Below are 20,424 nucleotides of genomic sequence, written 5' to 3' on the forward strand. Positions count from 1 at the left end.
CTACAAGGTTCCGTAACTGTGCAGGCCCGACAGAAACATGTTGACGCCCAGGAAGGCAAAGGTGGTGACCAGCAGGCCCACCAGCGCCCACCAGGCCGCCACGGTGCCGCGCAAGCCCTTCATGAGGCGCATGTGCAGCCAGGCGGCGTAGTTGAGCCAGACAATCAGCGCCCAGGTTTCCTTCGGGTCCCAGCTCCAGTAGCCGCCCCAGGCCTCGGCCGCCCAGAGCGCGCCCAGCACGGTCGCAATCGTGAAAAAGGCAAAACCGACGGCAATCGCCTTGTACATCACGTCGTCCAGCACTTCCAGGCTCGGCAGGCGCGCGGCAATGTGCTTGCGGCCCAGCAAGATGCCGCCAGCAATCAGGCCGGCCACCAGCAGGTAACCGATCCAGTAATGGCTGCCGCCGGCCTCCAGTGGCGACTTGCGGAAAACAATCGGCACGAAGCACAGCACCACGCCCAGCAGCCACAGGGGCGTGAGCCTGTACCAGCGGGTTTCATGGGCCTGCTGCTTGACGTGGTAGGACAGCGCCACCATGGCCGCCAGCGAGAACATGCCGTAGCCGATGAAATTGGCCGGCACATGCAGCTTCATCCACCAGCTTTTCAGGGCCGGCACCAGCGGCTGGATTTCATGGGCTTCACGCACCACGGTGTACCAGAGCAAAAATCCGACCGCGCCGCTGACCACCAGCATGACGAATGCGCCCAGCGCGCGGGTCTTGTACTCGGCTTCAAAGTAAAGGTAAAACGCCGCCGTCATCCAGCAAAACAGCACGAACACCTCGTACAGGTTGCTGACCGGGATATGCCCGATGTCGGCGCCGATCAGGTAGCTTTCATACCAGCGCACCAGCGTGCCGATCAGCGCCATGCCAACGCCGACCCAGGCGATTTTGGAACCCAGCGACTCCAGCGTGGCGCTGTGGCTGGAGCCGGTGCTGGTCGGCGTGTTGCCGGCGAACATGCCCAGCCAGTAAAAAATCGTGCTCATGAAAAACAGCACGCTCATCCACAAAATGGCCGACTGGCTGGACAGGAAATACTTGAGCCAGAACACCTGCTCGGCCCGCGCCAGGTCGCCCTGGTAGGACGCGATGCCCAACAGCGCGAAACCGGCGACGACCGCCATGAGCAGGCGCAAGGGCCGCCAGAACCAGCCCATGGCAATGGTGGCCGGAATGGCCGCGAACAAAATACCCTTCTCATAGACATCCATGTAGGCGCTGTAGCGGGCAAAGGCATACAGGAAGCCGCCCGCCACCAGCACGGCAAACACCCAGTCGAGCGCATTGCGGCGGGCAAAGTAACCTTCGTTCAGGCTGAGCGTGCTGTTGCCGCGCCCGGCCGAAAGGGTGGTCGTGGTGTTGATGCTCGTCGTGGTATTCATAGGGGGGCCTGCAACAGTTTTGTCTTCAACATCTCGAATTCCTTGTCGCCATCCATGGTTTTTCGGTTGGTGGACAAGGCCATGGTGGCCTGGCTTTTTCCGGCAGATTCTGACACTGAATGCATCGCATGGCCACTGCCCGTGGAATCATCATTGCTGCCTTCAGGGGTGTGCTTTTGCGGTGCCAGCCAGACCCAAAGCCGGCGCTCGCGGATGTAGAGCATGCCAAAGACACCGAGGATCAGGAAAGCACAACCCAGATAGACGATCTTCTTGCCGGGGGCGCGCGCCACCTGGAAGACGCTGGCCTGGACCTGCTTGAAATCCTTGAGTTCAAAGGCCATCGGCGCCGGATAGTGGGGGGCATCCGACAGGCTCAGCACCATCTGCGACATGAAGGCCTGGGTTTTCTCGTCCTGCGGCAAGGGCTTGAGGCCGGCTTGCTCGCGCGTCATTGTGGTCAGCTCAAACAGCACGCCGTTCAAGATGCGAACCAGCACTTCGCCGGCGCGGCTGCGCTCGGCCTCGGGCACGTTGGCCTCCATGAAATCGGAAATGGCCTGCAATCCGGCCACCGGTTTCACCTTGGCGGCTGAAGCGCCGGCAACGGGAACAGCCTCCGCTCCGGCAAACAAAGCCAGCGCACGCGATGCCGACTCGCTCAGCTGCCGGGCCAGTTCAGGTCGGTCCGAACCCACGGCCAGACGGGCGTAACGCTTGACGGCCAGTTCGCGCTGCGCCGGATCGGCCAGCGCGGCGCGCAGGCGCACAAAGGTAGCCGTGCTGCTTTCCGGATCGGCCGGAATGCGCAGGTACTGAAAAGCATCCACCGGGTTTTCACGCACGCCCATCAGGAACATGGCCGGGTTGTCGGCGCTGTCGTCCATCTTGACGGGCAGCATGTAATTCTGGAACTCGCGCGCCTGGCCTGCCGCATCGCGCAGTTTGTAGCTGATGCTGGGGCCGACATTGCGCAGCTGTTTCTGGGTCACGGTCTTGTTGGCCGCGCCGAGCCGCGTTTCAATCGCCTGGTGCAGGTCCACCTTGCGCACATCTGCGCCGGAACCCGAGACACCCCCGTTGCTGCCCGCAAAATTCTCCACATTGATCAAGCGCAGCGCGGTGTATTCAAGCGTGAGCTGCTCGGCGCCAGGCCCCTGGCCATTGGTCAGCGCGCTGATGCCGCCAATCGTTCCCTGAATCTCGAAGGCCTTGCTGGCAGCGGACATCGGGATCGCCTTGAGCGTGACGCTGGAGCCGCCATCGTCAAAGCTGGACTGGTAAATCTCGACGCCCTTGTAGTTCGCCGGATGGTTGACCTCGACCCGCGCCGGCGTTTTCTCGCCGCTGGCCTTGTCATGGATGATGATGTCGCTGGCAAACAGCTTGGGCATGCCAGTGGAGTAGTACTCGACGCTGAATTTCTTCAGCTCCACCGCAAAAGGCAGCTCCTGCAGCAGCACGCCGCCCGGCTGGTTCAAGATCGCGGTGCTCGACTGCGTGCCTTCGGAGACCAGGAGATTGGCGCGAAAGGTGGGGTTGCGCTCGCTTAAGCGGTGCGCTGCGGGCACATCGGCGATCAGGCCGCCGCCGGTATAGGTCGATTTGCCATTGAGCAGCATCTGCGCCCGCACGATCATGTCGCCGTCCAGCAGGCCGCCGATGCAGATCAGCACGATGGCGCTGTGCGCGGCGATATAGCCGAGCTTGTTGACCGCGCCCTTCTTGGCGGCCACCATCCAGCCGGCATTTCGTTGCTGGAGCTTGACCTTCCAGCCGCTTTGCACCAGGGTCTGGCCGATACGCCGTGCGGCCGCTTCAGGCGACTCGGCCAGGGCGGCCTGCGCGCGGTGGCCAAAGGCCTTGAGGCTTTGCTCGCGCACGTCTTCCTTGAGCTGGCTGAAGTCGGCGAGGATCTTGGGCGTGTTGCGCGCAATGCACAGGGAGGTGGAAACAACCAGGAAAGCCAGGATCAGCAAAAACCACCAGGCGCTGTACACCGTGTTGAGGCTGGCCAAGCTGAACACCTGCGCCCAGAACGGCCCGAACTGGTTGACGTAGTTGCCCAGCGGCTCCTGCTGCTTGAGCACCGTCCCGATCACCGACGCAATGCAGATGACGGTCAGCAGCGAAATCGAAAATCGCATCGACGACAGCAACTCCACGCACGCGCGCAGGGTGCGCGAGCCCCAGTTGACTTTCATACCTTCGGTGGAAACGGTCATAGGTGAAATTGAGAACCCGAGGGCTTTTGTGTGATGTGAAAGAAGACGGTAAAAACAAAAAGGCGGGCTTTCTTCAGAAAGACCCGCCTTGATATGACTGATTATTGCGGCTTGGGTTCAATGCCAGCGAAAGTTTCTTGACGGGCAGCGTCAAAAAGTTTCCCTTGATTCAAGGAAAACCCGCAGGTTCAACGGCTCAGCGCAGGCCGGCAATGTAGTCGGCAACCGCGCGGATTTCCTTGTCATTGAGCTTGGCGGCGACTTGGGTCATTGGGATGCTGTTGGCACGCACGCCGTCGCGGAAAGCGGTCAGCTGCGCAGCGGTGTATTCGGAATGCTGGCCGCTCAGGCGCGGGTATTGCGAAGGGATGCCGCCGCCTGTCGGGCTGTGGCAGCCGGCGCAGGCTGGAACCTGGCGGTCTGAAATACCGCCGCGGTAAATGCGTTCACCCAGCGTGACGGTTTCCTTGTCCTTGGCAAAACCGGGTTTTGCTTTTTTGGACGTTGCCCAGTAAGCGACATTTTTCATGTCGTCATCGGAAAGCGTGGCGGCAAAGCCCTGCATGACGGCGTTTTTGCGCTTGCCGGACTTGAATTCCTGCAACTGCTTGACCAGGTATTCGGGGTGCTGCTGCGACAGCTTGGGGTAGGCGGGGGTTCCGGAATTGCCGTCGGCGCCGTGGCAGGCTGCGCATACTGCCGTGAATGTGGCATCTCCCTTGACCAGGTCAGGCTTGGCCGCCATGGCCGGCGCTGCGGCGGGTGCGGCATGCGTCTGTGCGGCGTCTGCAGGTGCGGCTTCACCCGCAGCAAATGAAGACATGACGGGCAAGGCCAGCAAGGCGGCCAGTAGGGAAGTAGCTAACAGCTTCATATCGGGGCTTTTAATTGGTTGGCGCACAGAACTTGGTAATCCGGGATTTTACAATGGCTTGACGCCAGGCCCTATTATCGGGATTTGGAAAATGGCCCCTGCATGCCCTGCCCGCCGGGGCGTGCTGTTTTCAATCCATTATTTTTCCTTGCCTGCCTTGCAATGGCAGCGCAGCCTCCGACCTTCAGGGATCGCCCCACCATGACTTCTCCAGACGCTTCAGCCTCCCTCCCTTCTTCTGCCGCCGCCACCGCTCCCGATCCAAAAATCGCCATGGGCTGGCTGCACACCGCCAAGTTTTTAACCACCGCGCCCGAACTCAAGCACCTGCCACGCATCGAGGTTCCCGAAATTGCCTTTGTGGGCCGCTCCAACGCCGGCAAATCCACCTGCATCAACACCCTGACGCAGCAGCACCGGCTGGCCTTTGCCTCCAAGACGCCGGGCCGCACCCAGAGCATCAACCTGTTCTCGCTGGGCAAGCAGGGCGTGACAGATGCCGTGCTGGCCGACTTGCCGGGCTACGGCTATGCGGCCGTGCCCAAGGAAGCCAAGTACCGCTGGCAGCAGGTGATGGGCAACTACCTGCAGACGCGCGACAACCTCAAGGCCATCGTCCTGCTGTGCGACCCGCGCCTGGGACTGACGGAACTGGACGAAGTGCTGCTCGACGTGATCCGGCCGCGTGTCGAGGCCGGGCTGAAGTTCCTGGTGCTACTGACCAAATCCGACAAGCTCAACAAGACCGATGCGGCCAAGGCGCTGCAGATCGTCAAGCTGCAGGCCGGCGGCGGCGACGTCAAGCTCTTTTCTTCGCTCAAGCGCCAGGGCGTTGAAGAAGTGGCCCAGCATTTGTGGGACTGGGCGCACCCGAAGGAAAAGCCGGTCAAGGCGCCCAAAGTGCTTCCTGAAGCTGAAGTTGACACTGACGCATCGCCACCACAGACGCCTGAACAGCCCTGAACGCCCGGCGGGTGCTGCAAAAAGCAAAATTTAAGCAGAGAATGGCTGTAGCGCACAGCCCACCAGCGTAAACAGCTATTAAAAATATAGCATCAAGATGGCGTAACCAGGCTCAATACAGCGAAGCCTCGCCCTCGGGCCGGGTCTTGAAGCGCTTGTGGACCCAGTAATACTGCGCCGGCATGGTGGCGATGTAGTCCTGCAGCCGGGCGTTCATGCGCGCCGTGTCGGCCACCGGGTCGCTGCCGGGAAAGTCAGTCCAGGCGGGCAGCACCTGCACCTCGTAGCCATCGGCCGTGAGGCGCGGCAGCAAGGGCACGACCTTGGCCCGGCCCAGTCGCGCAAAGCGGGACAGCGACGGCACGGTGGCGGCCTGGACACCGTAAAACGGCACGAACACCGATTCGTCCGGGCCAAAATCCATATCGGGCAGCAAGTACAGCGGCTGGCCTTCACGCAGTGCCGCCACGATGGGCTTGACGCCCTCGATGCGTCCGAACAGGCGCAGGTGGCCAAAGCGCTGGCGGCCCTGCAATATCCATTGATCGACCAGCTTGTTCGACTGGTCGGTGTAAATCGTGGTCGAGGGCCGGGGCATCGCCAGCGCCATGCCCGCCCAGGCCGCGTCCAGGCCGACAAAATGCGGCAGGAAAATCACCGTCGGCGCCGTGCCGGCCAGCTCCTCGACCGCGCCGGTCAGCCGGACACGCTTCTGTACGCATTCCCTGGGCGCATGCCACAGCCAGGAGCGGTCCAGCCAGGCTTGCGAGAAATAGACAAAGGTCTGCAGGGCGAGCTTATGCCGCGCCGCCTTTGAAAGCTCGGGAAAGCACACCGAGAAATTGGCATGCACCACGCGCCGGCGCCCGCCGATCAAGCCATACAGCACCCAGCCCAGCGCCGTTCCCAGGGCGCGCACCACGGGCAGCGGCAGGTAGGCCAGCCCTTTCATGAAAGCAATGCCGCCCAGGGTGGTGACGCGGCCGGCCCGCTGGCCAAAGTTTTTCAAGCGGCTTCCTTGCGCGGCGTCTTGTAGCGTGCATAGCCCCACAAATACTGGCCGGGCTGGCTGAGCACGATGGCTTCAATCGCCTGGTTGATCCGGGTGACGGCCTGCAGCATGTCGGCCTTTTCGCGGGTTTGCAGACCCGCCACAGCCGGCCAGATCTTCAGGAAATAACCCCGGCCCCTAGGCAGGCGCTCGCAACTGACCGGCAGCAGCGCCGCGCCGCTTTGCAGAGCCAACCGGGCGGCCAGCGTCATGGTGTAGGCGGGCCGGCCAAAAAACGGCGCCCAGATTCCGAGTCCTTCGGGCGGCACCTGGTCGGTCAGCATGGCGACCGCTTGGTTGGCCTTGAGGGCTTTGTGCATCAGCCGGATGCCGCTGAGGCTGGCGGGCACCACGGCGAGATTGCGGCGGTCACGGGCGAAGCTTTCGAGCCGGGCCAGCCAGGCCTTGCGGGCGGGACGGTAAATGGCGGTGATCGGCCCGTAAAGCTCGGCCAGCGCCTGCGGCCCCAGCTCGAAACTGCCGCAGTGTGGACCGAAAAAAATCACGCCCCTGCCCTGCGCAAAAGCCTGCGCGGCATGGGCCTGGCCCTGCACCCGGACATTGCCAAGACAGGATTGCGCGCGCGGCCGCATCCACAGCCGGGGCAGCTCGCCGACGAAACGCCCGGCTTCGGCAATCGCCGGCCGGGCCGCCTCGAACGGCAGGCCCGCCTGCGCCACGTTGGCCCGGAACTGGGCGCGGTAGCGCGCGCTGGCCAGCCAGACCAGCCAGCCCAGCCCGGCGCCCAGCGCATGCAGCACAGCCAGCGGCCAGCGGGAGAAAAAACGGAATAACCAGAGCATGGAAAGGTTGATAAAGGGCAAGGCCGGCAGAAATGTGGGGGTCTTATAATTGCGCCTGTCGCCGAGTTACTGAACAACTTGCAGGGCGACATTAAACCAAACTGCTAAAGCGTTCGCCAAAGCACTTCCTGCTGGCAACGCGCCAACAAAACTTCATGGAGTGTACGCAATGGCGAACGATTTTCTCTTTACTTCCGAATCCGTTTCCGAGGGCCATCCCGACAAGGTGGCCGACCAGATTTCCGACGCCATCCTGGATGCTGTCTTCAAGCAAGACCCGCACGCCCGCGTGGCCGCCGAAACGCTGACCAACACCGGCCTGGTGGTGCTGGCCGGCGAAATCACCGCCCTCCCCGAAGTCAACGTCGATTACATCCAGATCGCCCGCGACACCCTCAAGCGCATCGGCTACGACAACACCGAATACGGCATCGACTACAAGGGCTGCGCGGTCATGGTCTGCTACGACAAGCAGAGCAAGGACATCGCCCAGGGCGTTGATCGCGCCAGCGACGACCACCTCAACCTAGGGGCCGGCGACCAGGGCCTGATGTTCGGCTATGCCTGCGACGAAACGCCCGAACTGATGCCCGCGCCGATTTATTACGCGCACCGCCTGGTCGAGCGCCAGGCCCAGCTGCGCAAGGACGGCCGCCTGCCGTTTTTGCGTCCCGACGCCAAGAGCCAGGTGACGATGCGCTACGTCGATGGCAAGCCGCACAGCATCGACACCGTGGTGCTGTCCACCCAGCACAGCCCGGACCAGAGCGAAACGCCGCACAAGATGAAGGCCTCGTTCATCGAAGCCGTGATTGAAGAGATCATCAAGCCGGTGCTGCCCAGGGAGTGGCTGCAGAACACCCGCTACCTGATCAACCCGACCGGCCGCTTCGTCATCGGCGGACCGCAGGGCGACTGCGGCCTGACCGGGCGCAAGATCATTGTCGATACCTACGGCGGCGCCTGCCCGCACGGCGGCGGTGCCTTCAGCGGCAAGGATCCGAGCAAGGTGGACCGCTCGGCAGCGTATGCGGCGCGTTACGTGGCCAAGAACATCGTTGCCGCCGGCCTGGCCCGGCAATGCCAGATCCAGGTGGCCTATGCCATCGGCGTGGCCAAGCCGATGAATGTGACGGTCTATACCGAAGGCACCGGCGTGATTTCTGACGAGAAACTGTCGGCGCTGGTGCAGGAACACTTTGACCTGCGCCCCAACGGCATCATCCAGATGCTCGACCTGCTGCGTCCGATTTACGAAAAGACTGCGGCTTATGGCCACTTTGGCCGTGACGAGCCGGAATTCACCTGGGAAAAAACCGACAAGGCCGCCCTGCTGCGGGCGGCAGCCGGATTCTGAAGCCGTAGCCAGGACCGCCCGGCCCTGACTTCAGCGCAGACAGCGTCTTTGTCATGCTGGCCTCCTGGTCATGATCAACGGGTCAACACAGTGGCTGCGGTACAGTAATCAAGTTGCACGAAGTCGGGCGCATAGTCCAGATGCACGCCTTCCGCGTCAGCGAGCGCCTGAACATCAGCCCATTGCAGGATGCGATAGGTCGGCATCCTGCTTCCCATTGATGCAAGCTCAGCCATGCCGCCCGGCTCTATCGCGATTTTCAGCCGGGTGTCTCCCGCCTCGCCCGCAGCGCTGACCACCACGCTGGCCGCTTCCTCGACCGAGTCGGTCAGGGCGATCAGGCTGGCGGTGAAAACGCTGCGCAGAATGCCTTTGGGCAACTCGGCCGACACCTCGGCGGTCTGGTTGACGACGGAGAACCCGCGAAAGGAAAGCTCGGTGGACATCAAGCCCAAGGACTCTTCAACCGCGCCGTTCAGCGCCACCAGAGCGTTGTCCCTGGGTCCCAGCCAGGCCATCAGATTCAGGGAAGTCGCCACGGCTTCGCGGGACAGGGTGGTCAGGGCTTGCGTGTTCTTGCCAAGCTGCGCCATGTCGGGCGCGGCTGACTTGATCCGCCTTTCCAGCATGCCCGCCATCATGCCAATGGGCTGCAGCGAACCGGCCAGGTTATGGCGGATGGCCGGCAGCAGCCGGCGCATGAGTGCATAGCGGGCCGCTTCGGCGAGGCGCTCTTTCAAAAAATGACTATCGCTGGACATAAGGGCAGGTTTTAAAAAAAGATCTTCAAGTATTTTCCGATGGAAGCACAGCGCCTGTAGGGGCATCGCCATTGAGCATGTCGCGAATCTTCGCGGCTATCTCGTCCATCGAAAAAAGTTGGGGAATCATTTCCAGACCAAGCGGCAGGCCCGGATCACAGCCGGACCGATCAATTAAACCGGCGGGTCTTGAAAACAGACTTGAATGCCCCTATCATTAGCACTCGATGAGGTGGAGTGCTAACAGCATGTTCACGCCACTCTGTTGACAGGCATTCGCTTTTCAGCGGGTGCTTCCGATTTCCCCCAAACCATTGTTATTTTTATAAAACAAGGAGCTTTTCATGAATCTTCGTCCTTTGCATGACCGCGTGATTGTTAAACGCGTGGAAAACGAAACCAAAACCGCTTCCGGCATCGTGATTCCTGACAGCGCCGCTGAAAAGCCTGATCAAGGCGAAGTTCTGGCTGTCGGTCCAGGCAAGAAGAATGACAAGGGCGAACTCGGCGCCATGGCTGTCAAGGTCGGCGACCGCGTGCTGTTCGGCAAATACAGCGGCCAGACGGTCAAGGTTGACGGCGACGAGTTGCTGGTCATGAAAGAAGAAGACCTGTTTGCAGTGGTCGAGAAGTAATTTCTCGTCATCTTCAATCTTGCTACTTATTTAATAGCTGTCCATGCATATGTGATATGCGCAAACAGGCTATTTCATTCATAAATTTTAAGGAATCTGCATCATGGCTGCAAAAGACGTAATTTTCGGCGGCGAAGCCCGCGCACGCATGGTCGAGGGTGTGAACATCCTGGCCAACGCCGTCAAGGTAACCCTGGGCCCCAAAGGCCGTAACGTGGTGCTGGAGCGCTCTTTCGGCGCCCCGACCGTGACCAAGGACGGCGTGTCCGTCGCCAAGGAAATCGAACTCAAGGACAAGCTGCAGAACATGGGCGCGCAGATGGTCAAGGAAGTCGCTTCCAAGACCTCCGACATCGCTGGCGACGGCACCACCACCGCTACCGTGCTGGCGCAAGCCATCGTTCACGAAGGCATGAAGTACGTGGCCGCCGGCATGAACCCGATGGACCTGAAGCGCGGCATCGACAAGGCAGTGCATGCCCTGGTCGAAGAACTGAAGAAAGCCTCCAAAGCCACCACCACCTCCAAGGAAATCGCTCAAGTCGGCTCCATTTCGGCCAACTCTGACGAAACCATCGGCAAGATCATTGCCGATGCCATGGACAAGGTCGGCAAGGAAGGCGTGATCACCGTTGAAGACGGCAAGTCACTCGAATCCGAACTCGACGTCGTCGAAGGCATGCAGTTTGACCGCGGCTACCTCTCGCCTTACTTCATCAACAACCCTGAAAAGCAGTCCGCCCTGCTGGACAACCCGTTTGTTCTGCTCTACGACAAGAAGATCAGCAACATCCGTGACCTGCTGCCTACCCTGGAACAAGTCGCCAAGGCTGGCCGTCCGCTCTTGATCATTGCCGAAGAAGTCGAAGGCGAAGCCCTGGCTACGCTGGTCGTGAACACGCTGCGCGGCATTTTGAAGGTTGTGGCTGTCAAGGCTCCTGGCTTCGGCGACCGCCGCAAGGCCATGCTCGAAGACATCGCCGTCCTGACCGGCGGCAAGGTCATCGCTGAAGAAGTCGGCATGTCGCTCGAAAAAGTGACGCTGGCCGACCTCGGCCAAGCCAAGCGCATCGAAGTGGGCAAGGAAAACACCATCATCATCGACGGTTCCGGCGAAGCTGCTGACATCGAAGCGCGCGTCAAGCAGGTTCGCGTGCAGATCGAAGAAGCGACCAGCGACTACGACCGTGAAAAACTGCAAGAGCGCGTGGCCAAGCTGGCCGGCGGTGTTGCCGTGATCAAGGTTGGCGCTGCCACCGAAGTCGAAATGAAGGAAAAGAAAGCCCGCGTTGAAGATGCACTGCACGCCACCCGCGCTGCCGTCGAAGAAGGCATCGTGGCTGGCGGCGGCGTGGCTTTGCTGCGCGCCAAGCAGACCGCAGGCGTCATCAAGGGTGACAACGCTGACCAGGACGCCGGCATCAAGCTGGTCCTGCGCGCCATCGAAGCCCCACTGCGCGAAATCGTTTACAACGCAGGCGGCGAAGCCTCTGTGGTGGTGAACGCCGTGCTGGCCGGAACCGGCAACTACGGCTTCAACGCCGCCAACGACACCTACGGCGACATGATCGAAATGGGTATCCTGGACCCCACGAAAGTGACCCGCACGGCTCTGCAAAATGCAGCGTCCGTCGCATCGCTGATGCTGACGACCGAATGCATGGTCTGCGAGTCCGCTAAAGACGACGCACCTGCCGGCGGCATGGGTGGCGGCATGGGTGGCATGGGCGGCATGGGCGACATGGGCATGTAATCAAAATAGTGGGGACGGATGCCGGGCTTCCCGAAAAGCCCGGACGCAGACCCCACATTTTTGCGGCTTGACGCAAAAAAAGGGCCACGGTGCGAAAGCACCGTGGCCCTTTTTCATGGCTTTGCGAAAACTGAAAACTCAGGCCGGGCTGGAGCCGTAGCTGCTGACGTCGTCCTCCGTGGGCTGGACCCACCAGTAAACCAGCACCAGGAATCCGATCCCCGAGATCATGAGGAGTTGCCACCAGCCGCTCTTGCCGATGTCGTGAAGCCGGCGCGCACCCACCGCCAGCGCGGGCAGCAGCAAGCCCAGGCTGATCAAGCCGCCCAGCTTCTCGCTGACCGTGTTGGCAGCAATCGAAACCAGTATCTGGAACAGAAAAAACCACCAGAATTCCGAACGCGATGCGCGCTCCGAAAATGTTGCATAGTTGCGCAGGCAGCTGGAAATGGCTTGGCCAAAATTCATGATTTCCTCCTCTGGGTTGATTAAGGAACTTAAGGGATTACCCTTGGTTCATCATAAGCCGATGCGGTGACCGCAAGCCTTCCAAAACCGCCCCCGTCAGCGCAGGCGCTGCAACAATCCGGCCGTCGATCCGTCAAGCCCCGAAATATCGCCGCTTTGCAGGCGCGGCTCGATGTCCCTGGCAAGCACCTTGCCCAGCTCCACGCCCCACTGGTCAAAGCTGTTGATGCCCCAGATCGCGCCGCTGACAAACACGCGGTGCTCCTGCAGCGCAATCAGGGCGCCCAGGCTGGCCGGTGTGAGCTGCTCCAGCAGCAAAAAGGTGCTTGGCCGGTTGCCGGGGAAATCCTGGTGGCCGCCGGCGTCTTTTTTTCCGCGCATCAGCGCCTGCGCCTGGGCGAGCACGTTGGCCAGCAACTTGTCGTGGTGTCCCGGCAACTCATGCGCGGCCCGTTTGACCGCCACGAACTCGACCGGGACGACCGCCGTTCCCTGGTGCAGCATCTGGAAGTAGGCATGCTGGCCGTTGGTGCCAGGCTCGCCCCAGAGCACGGGCGAGGTGTCGAAGGGCAAAGGCTGGCCGTCTTTGTCCACGCGCTTGCCGTTGCTTTCCATCTCCAGTTGCTGCAAATACGCTGGCCAGCGGCGCAGCGCGCTGCTGTACGGGGCGATGCTGCGGCTGGCAAAGCCGTGAAAGTTGCGGTACCAGACATCAAGCAGGCCCAGGCGAACCGGCAGGTTGTCTTCCAGAGCTGCACTGCGAAAATGCGCGTCCATCGCATGCGCGCCCGCCAGGAATTCGCGAAAGCCCGCAGCGCCAATCGCAATGGCAATCGGCAGGCCGATGGCCGACCACAGCGAATAGCGCCCGCCCACCCAGTCCCAGAAACCAAAGGTGGTGGTGATGCCGAAGTCATTCGCCGCCGCCACGTTGGTCGTCAGCGCCGCGAAATGCCGGGCGATGTCCTGCCCGCCCTGCGCCTCGAACCATGCCTTCGCCGAACGGGCGTTGGTCATGGTTTCGGTGGTGGTGAAGGTTTTGGACGCCACCAGGAACAGCGTATTGCCGGGCAACAGGTGCTTGAGAACGCCGGCCAGCTCATCGCCATCGATGTTCGAGACGAAGTGAAGCCGCTTGCCCGCCGTGGCGAATTCATTCAGCGCCAGCACCGCCATCTGCGGCCCCAGGTCCGAGCCGCCAATGCCGATGTTGACGATGTCGGTGATGGCCGCGTCTGCACGCACCTGCTCCGCGTAGGCCAGCATGGCGTTCAGGGTCACTTCAACTTCAGCCTGCGCATCTGCTATTTTATTGATAGCTGCTTGCGCAGGTGTGTATTGCGCATAAGGCGGATTTCTCAATAAAAAGTGCATCACGGCGCGCTGCTCGGTGCTGTTGATCAGCTCCCCGGCGAACATCGCGTCACGCTGCTGCTCCAGCCCGCATTGCCGCGCCAGCTCCAGCAGCAAGGCATGGCTGTCGGCATCGATCAGGTTCTTGGACAGGTCGGCAAACACATGCGGCGCGTCCTGGCTGAAAGCCTCGAACCGCCGGGCGTCCTGCGCGAACGCTTCGCGCACATCGAAGTGCTTGCCGCTGGCGTTGAAGTGGGTGTTGAGCGCAGCCCATGCTGGTGTCTGGTCGCAACGTAATTTTTTCATGCAAATCTCCTTTGTTGTTTATTCATGCCGCCAGAAGCAGCTGTTCCAGCTTCACGGCATCGGCCGCAAAAGCGCGAATGCCTTCGGCCAGCTTTTCGGTCGCCATGGCGTCTTCATTGAGGGCGTAACGAAAGCCGGTTTCGTCAAAACTCTTCGCCGGCAAATCAAGCGCTGCCGCGCTGCCTGCGTCCAGTGCGCGCGCCAGGGGCGCATCGCTGGCGGCCATCTGGGCGAGCAGCTCGGGGCTGATGGTCAGCAGGTCGCAACCGGCCAGCGCCGTGATCTGGCCGATGTTGCGAAAACTCGCGCCCATGACTTCGGTCGCGATGCCGAAGTGCTTGTAGTGGTTGTAGATTTCGCGCACGGATTTCACGCCGGGGTCGTTGGCATCCGCATTCGCGGCTTCGTTCCACCCGCTGCCGGCCGACTTTTTGTACCAGTCGTAAATCCGGCCCACGAACGGGGAAATCAGCTGGACCCTGGCCTGTCCGCAGGCCACCGCCTGGCAGAACGAGAACAGCAGCGTCAGGTTGGTATGAATGCCGCGCTGCTCCAGTTCCCTGGCGGCCTGGATGCCTTCCCAGGTGGCCGCCACCTTGATCAGCACCCGGTCAATGTGAATGCCTTCGGCCTGGTAAAGCTCGATCAGGCGTTCGCCGCGCGTTACCGTGGCGCTGGTGTCAAAGCTCAGGCGGGCATCGACTTCGGTCGATACGCGGCCGGGAATGATGGACAGGATTTCGCAGCCAAAGCGCACCAGCAGCCGGTCCATGATTTCATCGAGCGCCCGGCCCTTGAAGCGGCCCACCGTGTCCCGCATCAGCGGCGCGTAATCGGCTTTTTGTACCGCCTTGAGGATCAGCGAAGGATTGGTCGTGGCATCTTGCGGCTTGAACTGGGCCAACTGCCGGAAGTCGCCGGTATCGGCCACCACGGTCGTGAATTGTTTCAGGGCGTCGAGTTGTGTCATGGGCTTGAAGCGCCAGGCAAGGCGCAAAGTGGTTCAAGGGCCGGATGAAGCCTGCGATGTCAACACAGGGCCAAGAGAAAAATCACCGGTTGGAGTTACCATTATGCCCATAGAATATGAAACTTTATTACCTAACCAAGTTCTCACCATGAGTTTTGACCTCATCCTTTTTGGCGGCACCGGCGATCTGGCATGGCGAAAAATCATGCCGGCGCTGTTTCAGGCATTCCGCCACGGCTCCCTGCCGGCTGACGGCCGCATCATCGGCGTGGCCCGCGACGACCTGTCGGACGAGCAATACCGCACGCTCATCAAGTCGCGCTTTGACAACGTCGAACTCGCCAAGCGGCCCAGCGAAGAAGAGTTCTCGCGCTTCGCCCGGATGCTCGGCTACCTGCGCATGGACCTGTCCGATCCGGCTGACTATGCGAGCCTGGCGGACAAGCTGCAGCAGCGCCCCGCCGATGTGGTGGTGATGTATGTGGCGACGGCGCCCGGCCTGTTCACCACGGTGTGCGAACAGATTGCGGCCGCCGGCCTGAACGGCCCGCAAACCCGCGTGGTGCTGGAAAAGCCGCTGGGACATGACCTGGCGTCTAATCGCGCCATCAACCAGACGGTTCGCAGCGTCCTGACGGAGCAGCAGATCTTCCGCATCGACCACTACCTGGGCAAACCGTCGGTGCAAAACCTGTTTGCCCTGCGCTTTGGCAACTCGCTGTTCGAGCCGCTGTGGCGGCGCGAGTACATCGCCAACATCCAGATCACCATTTCCGAGGAACTGGGCGTGGAAAAACGCGGCGCCTTTTATGACAGCACCGGCGCGCTGCGCGACATGGTGCAAAACCATGCGCTGCAATTGCTGTGTGCGGTGGGCATGGAGCCGCCCATCAACTCGCATGCCGACGCCATTCGCGACGAAAAGCTCAAGGTCTTGCGCTCGCTCAAGCCCTGGACACCGGAAACCCTGAGCCAGCATGTCATTCGCGGCCAGTATGCGGCCGGCAGCATGGATGGCGAGGCCGTGCCCGCCTACCGCAATGAGCCGGGCGTGAACCCGGACAGCCACACCGAAACCTTTGTCGCCCTGCGCACCGAGATTGCCAACTGGCGCTGGGCCGGCGTGCCGTTCTACATCCGCACCGGCAAGCGGCTGGCCGGCCGCGACGCACACATCGAGGTGAACTTTCGCCCCACGCCGCACGCGATTTTCAACTCAGGGCAGGACTGCAACGCTGGCAACCGGCTGGTGATCGATTTGCAGCCCCGGGACGGGCTGGAGTTGCACCTGCTGGCGCAAGGCGCCAACCAGCGCCATCGCCGGGGCACCCCGACGCTGGAGCCGGTGCAGCTTGACCTTGATTTTGACAAGCGTTTCGGCACCGAGCGCGTCGGCGCCTACGAGCGCCTGCTGCTCGATGTGATTGACGGCCGGCTCAACCTGTTTGTGCGCAGCGACGAGCAGGAGGAAGCCTGGCGCTGGGTGGAGCCGATCCTGGACCGCTGGAGCCACGACCCGACCGGACCCCGTCCCTACGCCGCAGGCACCTGGGGGCCGAGCGCTTCCAGCGCCATGATTGCCAAGGACGGCTATTGCTGGAGCGAAGAAAGCTAGCATGCTCGACAGAATCAAAGCCTCCCTGTCCTCGCTGGCCCCGGCAGAGCAGCGGGTCGGCCGGCTGGTGCTGAGCGACCCGCGCGCCTTTGCCAGCCTGCCGATCACCGAGCTGGCGAGCCGCTCGCATGTCAGCAAGCCGACCGTGGTGCGGTTCTGCCGCAGCGTGGGCTACGACGGGCTGTCCGATTTCAAGCTCAAGCTGGCCGGCAGCGTGAGCGAAGGCGTGCCCTTCATTCACCGCAGCGTCGATGTGGACGACAAGACCGGCGATGTGCTGGTCAAGGTGATCGACAACACGGTGGCGGCATTCCTGAAATACCGCAACGACGCCAGCCCGCTGGCGATTGAAAAAGCCGTCGTGGCGCTGCTGGCGGCTTACCACACCGGCAAGCGCATCGAATTTTTTGGCGTCGGCAACTCCGGCATCGTGGCGCAGGACGCGCAGCACAAGTTTTTCCGGCTCGGCATCCAGAGCATTGCCTACAGCGACGGCCACATGCAGGTCATGAGCGCCTCGCTGCTCGGGCCGGGCGACTGCGTGGTGGTGATTTCCAACTCAGGCCGCACCCGCGACCTGATGGATGCCTGCGACATCGCCCGCAAAAACGGCGCCACCACCATCGTGGTCACCGCCACCGCCTCGCCGCTGGCGATGGCCGGCCACATTCACCTGGCGGCCGACCATCCGGAAGGCTATGACCGCTACAGCCCGATGGTGTCGCGCCTGCTGCACCTGATGATCATCGACATTCTGGCCACCTGCGTGGCGCTGCGCATCGGACCCAAGCTGCAGCCGCTGCTCAAGGAAATGAAGAACAACCTGCGCAACAAGCGCTACACCTGAACAAAAAACCGGACGCATCGCACGCGGGGCCGTGCAGGTAGTGTCGGTGGCAGAAATTCATGATGAATAATGCCTTCTGCGCACTTTCCATAAGCATCTATAGCTATTACTTCTATAGCAAATACAGCTTCTCACGCCAGGGGCATCGAGCGCTCCACAATGCCGGCAAACAGTGCTGCGCCCAAGGGCAGCACGCTGTCATTGAAGTCATAACAGCTGTTGTGCAAAAAGCGGCTGCCCGCGCCGCCGATCACGTCGCCTTGGCCATCAGGGAGTTGCTCGCCCTGGCCAAGGCGCAGGTAGGCACCGGGCTTTTCCCTGAGCATGAATGAAAAGTCTTCGGAACCCATGCTCGGTTCCAGATTGCGCACCACGTTTTCAACGCCCACCAGTTGCTCGGCAACACGGGTGGCCAGCGTGTACTCGGCCGGTGAATTGATGGTGGCCGGGTAGATGCGTTCGTAGTTCACCGTCGCCGTGGCGCCAAAGGCCTCTGCCACCGAAGCGCACAGCTGTTTCAGGCGCTGCTCGACGAAATCCTGCACTTCGGGCTTGAAGGTGCGTACCGTGCCGACCAGCGTTGCATTGCCGGGCACGACGCTCATGGCGCCCAGATCGCCTGCCTGCATGGCACACAGGCTGACGACGGCGCTGTCCATCGCCTTCACATTGCGCGAGACAATGCTCTGCACCGCCGTGATGATGTGCGCGGCCACCAGAATCGGATCAACGGTGAGGTAAGCGTGGGCGCCATGACCGCCCTTGCCGGTGATCTCGATGGTGATGCGGTCAGCCGCCGCCATCATCGGTCCGGAATTGATGCCGATGGTGCCGGGCTGCATGGCGGGCCAGTTGTGCATGGCGTAAATCGCCTGCACCGGAAAGCGATCAAACAAGCCGTCCCTGATCATGGCGTCGGCGCCGCCCCGCCCTTCTTCGGCCGGCTGGAATACCAGCACGGCGTCACCGGCAAAATTCCGGGTTTCAGCCAGGTAGCGTGCCGCGCCCACCAGCATGGTGGTGTGACCATCGTGACCACAGCCGTGCATCAGGCCGGGTTTGGCTGATTTCCAGCCAAACTCGTTGTGCTCGGTCATGGGCAGCGCATCCATGTCGGCACGCAGGCCGACCATGGGCCGCGCCGCAGAGCGTCCAGAGTCGCAAGAAGCGCCAGATTGCTGGCCCTTGATGATGGCGACGACCCCGGTTTTTCCGATGCCGGTATGGACTTCATCAACACCGCAGAGCTTGAGCGCATGCACCACGCGGCTGGAGGTATAAACCTCTTCAAAACCCAACTCTGGATGGGCGTGCAAATCACGCCGGAAGGCGGTCAGTTCAGGATGGAACTGTGCAATTTGCGCGAAGGCCCGGCCGCTGGCACGCAACTGGCGTGGCCGGTCACTGGCCACGATATCGGCCATGTCGGCAGAAAGCGGCGACAGCGTTTTTTCAAGAAGGGCCGGAGTGCGCATGGCTTTCAATTCCAGGTTCAACAAGGATTAAATCCTAGTCTTAAAAACTTTTTGCTGTAACACCTGAGTTGCGCTAAAGCCACGTAATTGATGCTGAAATCACAACTTTGAAGACTTATCCCTACGGTTTGCAAAAATCAAAAAGCTGGCTATAAAAAAAGCCGCTTCGGGTTGCCCCGAAACGGCTTTTTGTCGTCTCATTCAAAACTGGCGTCAAGCCAGCTTTAAATTAGAACGCGTGGCGAACGCCCAGACCAAAGATGCTGTTCTTGAAGTCGCTAGTAAGAATAGGCAGATCAACTTTGGTCCGGTTAAAGGCTGCGTAAGCGGTGGTGCGCTTGCTCAGGCTGTACTGGCCTTCCAGGGCAACGCTCGTGCTCTTGCCGAGATCGTCACCCTTGGATTGGGCGTACTGGGCGACCAAAGTCGTGGCACCCAAAGGTGCGCGAACGCCAACGGCCCATTCCTTCTGCTTGGCCAAGCCGGTGATCTTGGCTTGGTTGTAAGCCAGGAAAGCCTTGGCAACGCCGAAGTCATAGTAGCCGCCGATAGCGGTATTCTTGACATGGAAGTCTTGAATCAGTTCGTCGTCTGCGTGAGTTACGCCCACGCCGATTGGGCCATTGGCGTAGGTCAGGCTGACCGAAGCATTCTTGGTTGCGTCAGTGGTAGGCGTCTTGTTTTCGCCAAGACCATAGACCACGGCAGCCTGGAAGCCGCTGATGTTGGGGGTTGCGTAACGGATGCTGTTGTCGATACGGGTCTGGTAACCAGTCCAGGCACCAACACGGCCACCATAGCTGTTCAGACTCGCGAGCCGCTGAGCAGGCGTCGCGGTGTTGGGCAGACCAGTCAAAAGAGCGGTATTGATTGTGGCGCTGTTCGTGGCATCAAACGAGGTGCTATTGCCCTGTGCGGACAGGAAAGTGCCACGAACGCTGTCATAGGCGCTGTATTGACGACCCAAGGAAACGGTACCGAAGCTGCTGTCCAGGCCCACGAAAGCCTGGCGGTTAAACAACGAAGTTCCGCTCGCAGCTGCGCCGGTATCAATATTCAAACCGCTTTCGAGCACAAACAGGGCTTTCAGGCCACCGCCCAGATCTTCGCTGCCCTTCAGGCCCCAACGCGAACCGTTCAGGCCGCTGGAGTCAACAACAGTCTGGCGCTGCTTGGTGATGACGCCAGCAGCATTTACAGAGCTGATTTCTTTGGAACCAACAAAAGCATCAGCAATGCCGTACAGGGTCACGGAAGATTGGGCCATTGCGGCGCCGGAAGCAGCCAGTACAGCCAAAGCGATGAGTGATTTTTTCATGTGAAATATCTCCAAGGTTAAACATAGGGCTCCGGCAAGAGGGCTGCAAATATTTTTGCAGTTCCCCAGAGACCCGGGCCAACCCCCTTTCGGGAAGTTGTTGCTATTGCACCAGAATGAACCTTGATCCGCAAAGAAATGCGCCAAAAAAGCTCAGCTGTGTTGCATTGAGACTACAAAGAAGGCGGACCGTGAAGGAAAAACAACGGCAATAGCGTCAGTCACCTATTTCATGAATTTCAGAATTTGAAATCA

17 protein-coding genes are annotated in these 20,424 nt (G+C 61.0%); 6 read left to right on the forward strand and 11 right to left on the reverse strand.

The window, feature by feature from the left end:
- The 3 genes from ccsB to ABLV49_RS17740 form a co-directional block, all read right to left on the reverse strand.
- Complete coding sequence (ccsB, locus tag ABLV49_RS17730; RefSeq protein WP_349278508.1) at positions 1 to 1,392, reverse strand: c-type cytochrome biogenesis protein CcsB; 1,392 nt, start codon at positions 1,390 to 1,392, stop codon at positions 1 to 3.
- On the reverse strand, positions 1,389 to 3,617 hold the full coding sequence (locus ABLV49_RS17735; RefSeq protein ID WP_349278510.1) for a cytochrome c biogenesis protein ResB: 2,229 nt from the start codon (positions 3,615 to 3,617) through the stop codon (positions 1,389 to 1,391). The genes ccsB and ABLV49_RS17735 overlap by 4 nt, the downstream gene beginning before the upstream one ends.
- A 196-nt stretch (positions 3,618 to 3,813) precedes the next feature.
- Complete coding sequence (locus ABLV49_RS17740; protein WP_349278512.1) at positions 3,814 to 4,491, reverse strand: c-type cytochrome; 678 nt, start codon at positions 4,489 to 4,491, stop codon at positions 3,814 to 3,816.
- 201 nt (positions 4,492 to 4,692) lie between these two features.
- On the opposite strand from ABLV49_RS17740, the gene yihA reads away from it, so the two are divergent.
- Positions 4,693 to 5,454, forward strand: a complete 762-nt coding sequence (gene yihA, locus ABLV49_RS17745) for a ribosome biogenesis GTP-binding protein YihA/YsxC (protein WP_349278514.1) — start codon at positions 4,693 to 4,695, stop codon at positions 5,452 to 5,454.
- A gap of 112 nt (positions 5,455 to 5,566) precedes the next feature.
- Here yihA and ABLV49_RS17750 read toward each other — a convergent pair whose 3' ends face one another.
- Together ABLV49_RS17750 and ABLV49_RS17755 are read right to left on the reverse strand one after the other, a co-directional pair.
- Positions 5,567 to 6,406: a lysophospholipid acyltransferase family protein gene (locus tag ABLV49_RS17750; protein WP_432280029.1), complete on the reverse strand. Its 840-nt coding sequence runs from the start codon at positions 6,404 to 6,406 to the stop codon at positions 5,567 to 5,569.
- 53 nt (positions 6,407 to 6,459) lie between these two features.
- Positions 6,460 to 7,308, reverse strand: coding sequence for a lysophospholipid acyltransferase family protein (locus tag ABLV49_RS17755; protein WP_349278518.1), 849 nt, complete (start codon positions 7,306 to 7,308; stop codon positions 6,460 to 6,462).
- Positions 7,309 to 7,477: 169 nt separating this feature from the next.
- Here ABLV49_RS17755 and metK point away from each other — a divergent pair, with 169 nt between their 5' ends.
- Positions 7,478 to 8,665 carry a methionine adenosyltransferase gene (metK, locus tag ABLV49_RS17760; protein ID WP_349278520.1) on the forward strand — a complete coding sequence of 396 codons (1,188 nt, stop codon included), beginning with the start codon at positions 7,478 to 7,480 and terminating at the stop codon, positions 8,663 to 8,665.
- Positions 8,666 to 8,739: 74 nt separating this feature from the next.
- Here metK and ABLV49_RS17765 read toward each other — a convergent pair whose 3' ends face one another.
- A complete protein-coding gene (locus tag ABLV49_RS17765; RefSeq protein WP_349278522.1) occupies positions 8,740 to 9,426 on the reverse strand; it encodes a hypothetical protein in 687 nt (228 codons plus the stop codon).
- Between the two features lie 344 nt (positions 9,427 to 9,770).
- On the opposite strand from ABLV49_RS17765, the gene groES reads away from it, so the two are divergent.
- Entirely contained in the window at positions 9,771 to 10,061 is a 291-nt protein-coding gene (gene groES / locus ABLV49_RS17770; protein ID WP_011800072.1) for a co-chaperone GroES, read from the forward strand.
- 103 nt (positions 10,062 to 10,164) lie between these two features.
- Positions 10,165 to 11,814, forward strand: a complete 1,650-nt coding sequence (groL, locus tag ABLV49_RS17775) for a chaperonin GroEL (RefSeq protein ID WP_011800071.1) — start codon at positions 10,165 to 10,167, stop codon at positions 11,812 to 11,814.
- A gap of 138 nt (positions 11,815 to 11,952) precedes the next feature.
- Here the strand turns inward: groL and ABLV49_RS17780 are convergent, their stop codons facing one another.
- The 3 genes from ABLV49_RS17780 to tal all read right to left on the reverse strand — a co-directional run bounded on the left by ABLV49_RS17780 (position 11,953) and on the right by tal (position 14,914).
- On the reverse strand, positions 11,953 to 12,282 hold the full coding sequence (locus tag ABLV49_RS17780; protein ID WP_349278524.1) for a DUF805 domain-containing protein: 330 nt from the start codon (positions 12,280 to 12,282) through the stop codon (positions 11,953 to 11,955).
- A gap of 96 nt (positions 12,283 to 12,378) precedes the next feature.
- On the reverse strand, positions 12,379 to 13,944 hold the full coding sequence (gene pgi / locus ABLV49_RS17785) for a glucose-6-phosphate isomerase (protein ID WP_349278526.1): 1,566 nt from the start codon (positions 13,942 to 13,944) through the stop codon (positions 12,379 to 12,381).
- 22 nt (positions 13,945 to 13,966) lie between these two features.
- Positions 13,967 to 14,914, reverse strand: a complete 948-nt coding sequence (gene tal, locus ABLV49_RS17790; protein WP_349278528.1) for a transaldolase — start codon at positions 14,912 to 14,914, stop codon at positions 13,967 to 13,969.
- 148 nt (positions 14,915 to 15,062) lie between these two features.
- Here tal and zwf point away from each other — a divergent pair, with 148 nt between their 5' ends.
- A complete protein-coding gene (gene zwf / locus ABLV49_RS17795) occupies positions 15,063 to 16,529 on the forward strand; it encodes a glucose-6-phosphate dehydrogenase (protein ID WP_349278530.1) in 1,467 nt (488 codons plus the stop codon).
- Between the two features lies 1 nt (position 16,530).
- Positions 16,531 to 17,376, forward strand: a complete 846-nt coding sequence (locus ABLV49_RS17800; RefSeq protein WP_011800066.1) for a MurR/RpiR family transcriptional regulator — start codon at positions 16,531 to 16,533, stop codon at positions 17,374 to 17,376.
- A 131-nt stretch (positions 17,377 to 17,507) separates the two neighbouring features.
- Here ABLV49_RS17800 and ABLV49_RS17805 read toward each other — a convergent pair whose 3' ends face one another.
- Both ABLV49_RS17805 and ABLV49_RS17810 read right to left on the reverse strand, forming a co-directional pair.
- Positions 17,508 to 18,800 (reverse strand): M20 aminoacylase family protein, encoded by a 1,293-nt coding sequence (locus ABLV49_RS17805; protein WP_349281770.1) that lies wholly within the window; start codon positions 18,798 to 18,800, stop codon positions 17,508 to 17,510.
- 280 nt (positions 18,801 to 19,080) lie between these two features.
- On the reverse strand, positions 19,081 to 20,169 hold the full coding sequence (locus ABLV49_RS17810; RefSeq protein WP_349278532.1) for a porin: 1,089 nt from the start codon (positions 20,167 to 20,169) through the stop codon (positions 19,081 to 19,083).
- Between the last annotated feature and the right edge of the window lie 255 nt (positions 20,170 to 20,424).

Origin of the sequence: Polaromonas hydrogenivorans, from assembly GCF_040105105.1 — a bacterium.
Taxonomy (GTDB): domain Bacteria; phylum Pseudomonadota; class Gammaproteobacteria; order Burkholderiales; family Burkholderiaceae_C; genus Polaromonas; species Polaromonas hydrogenivorans.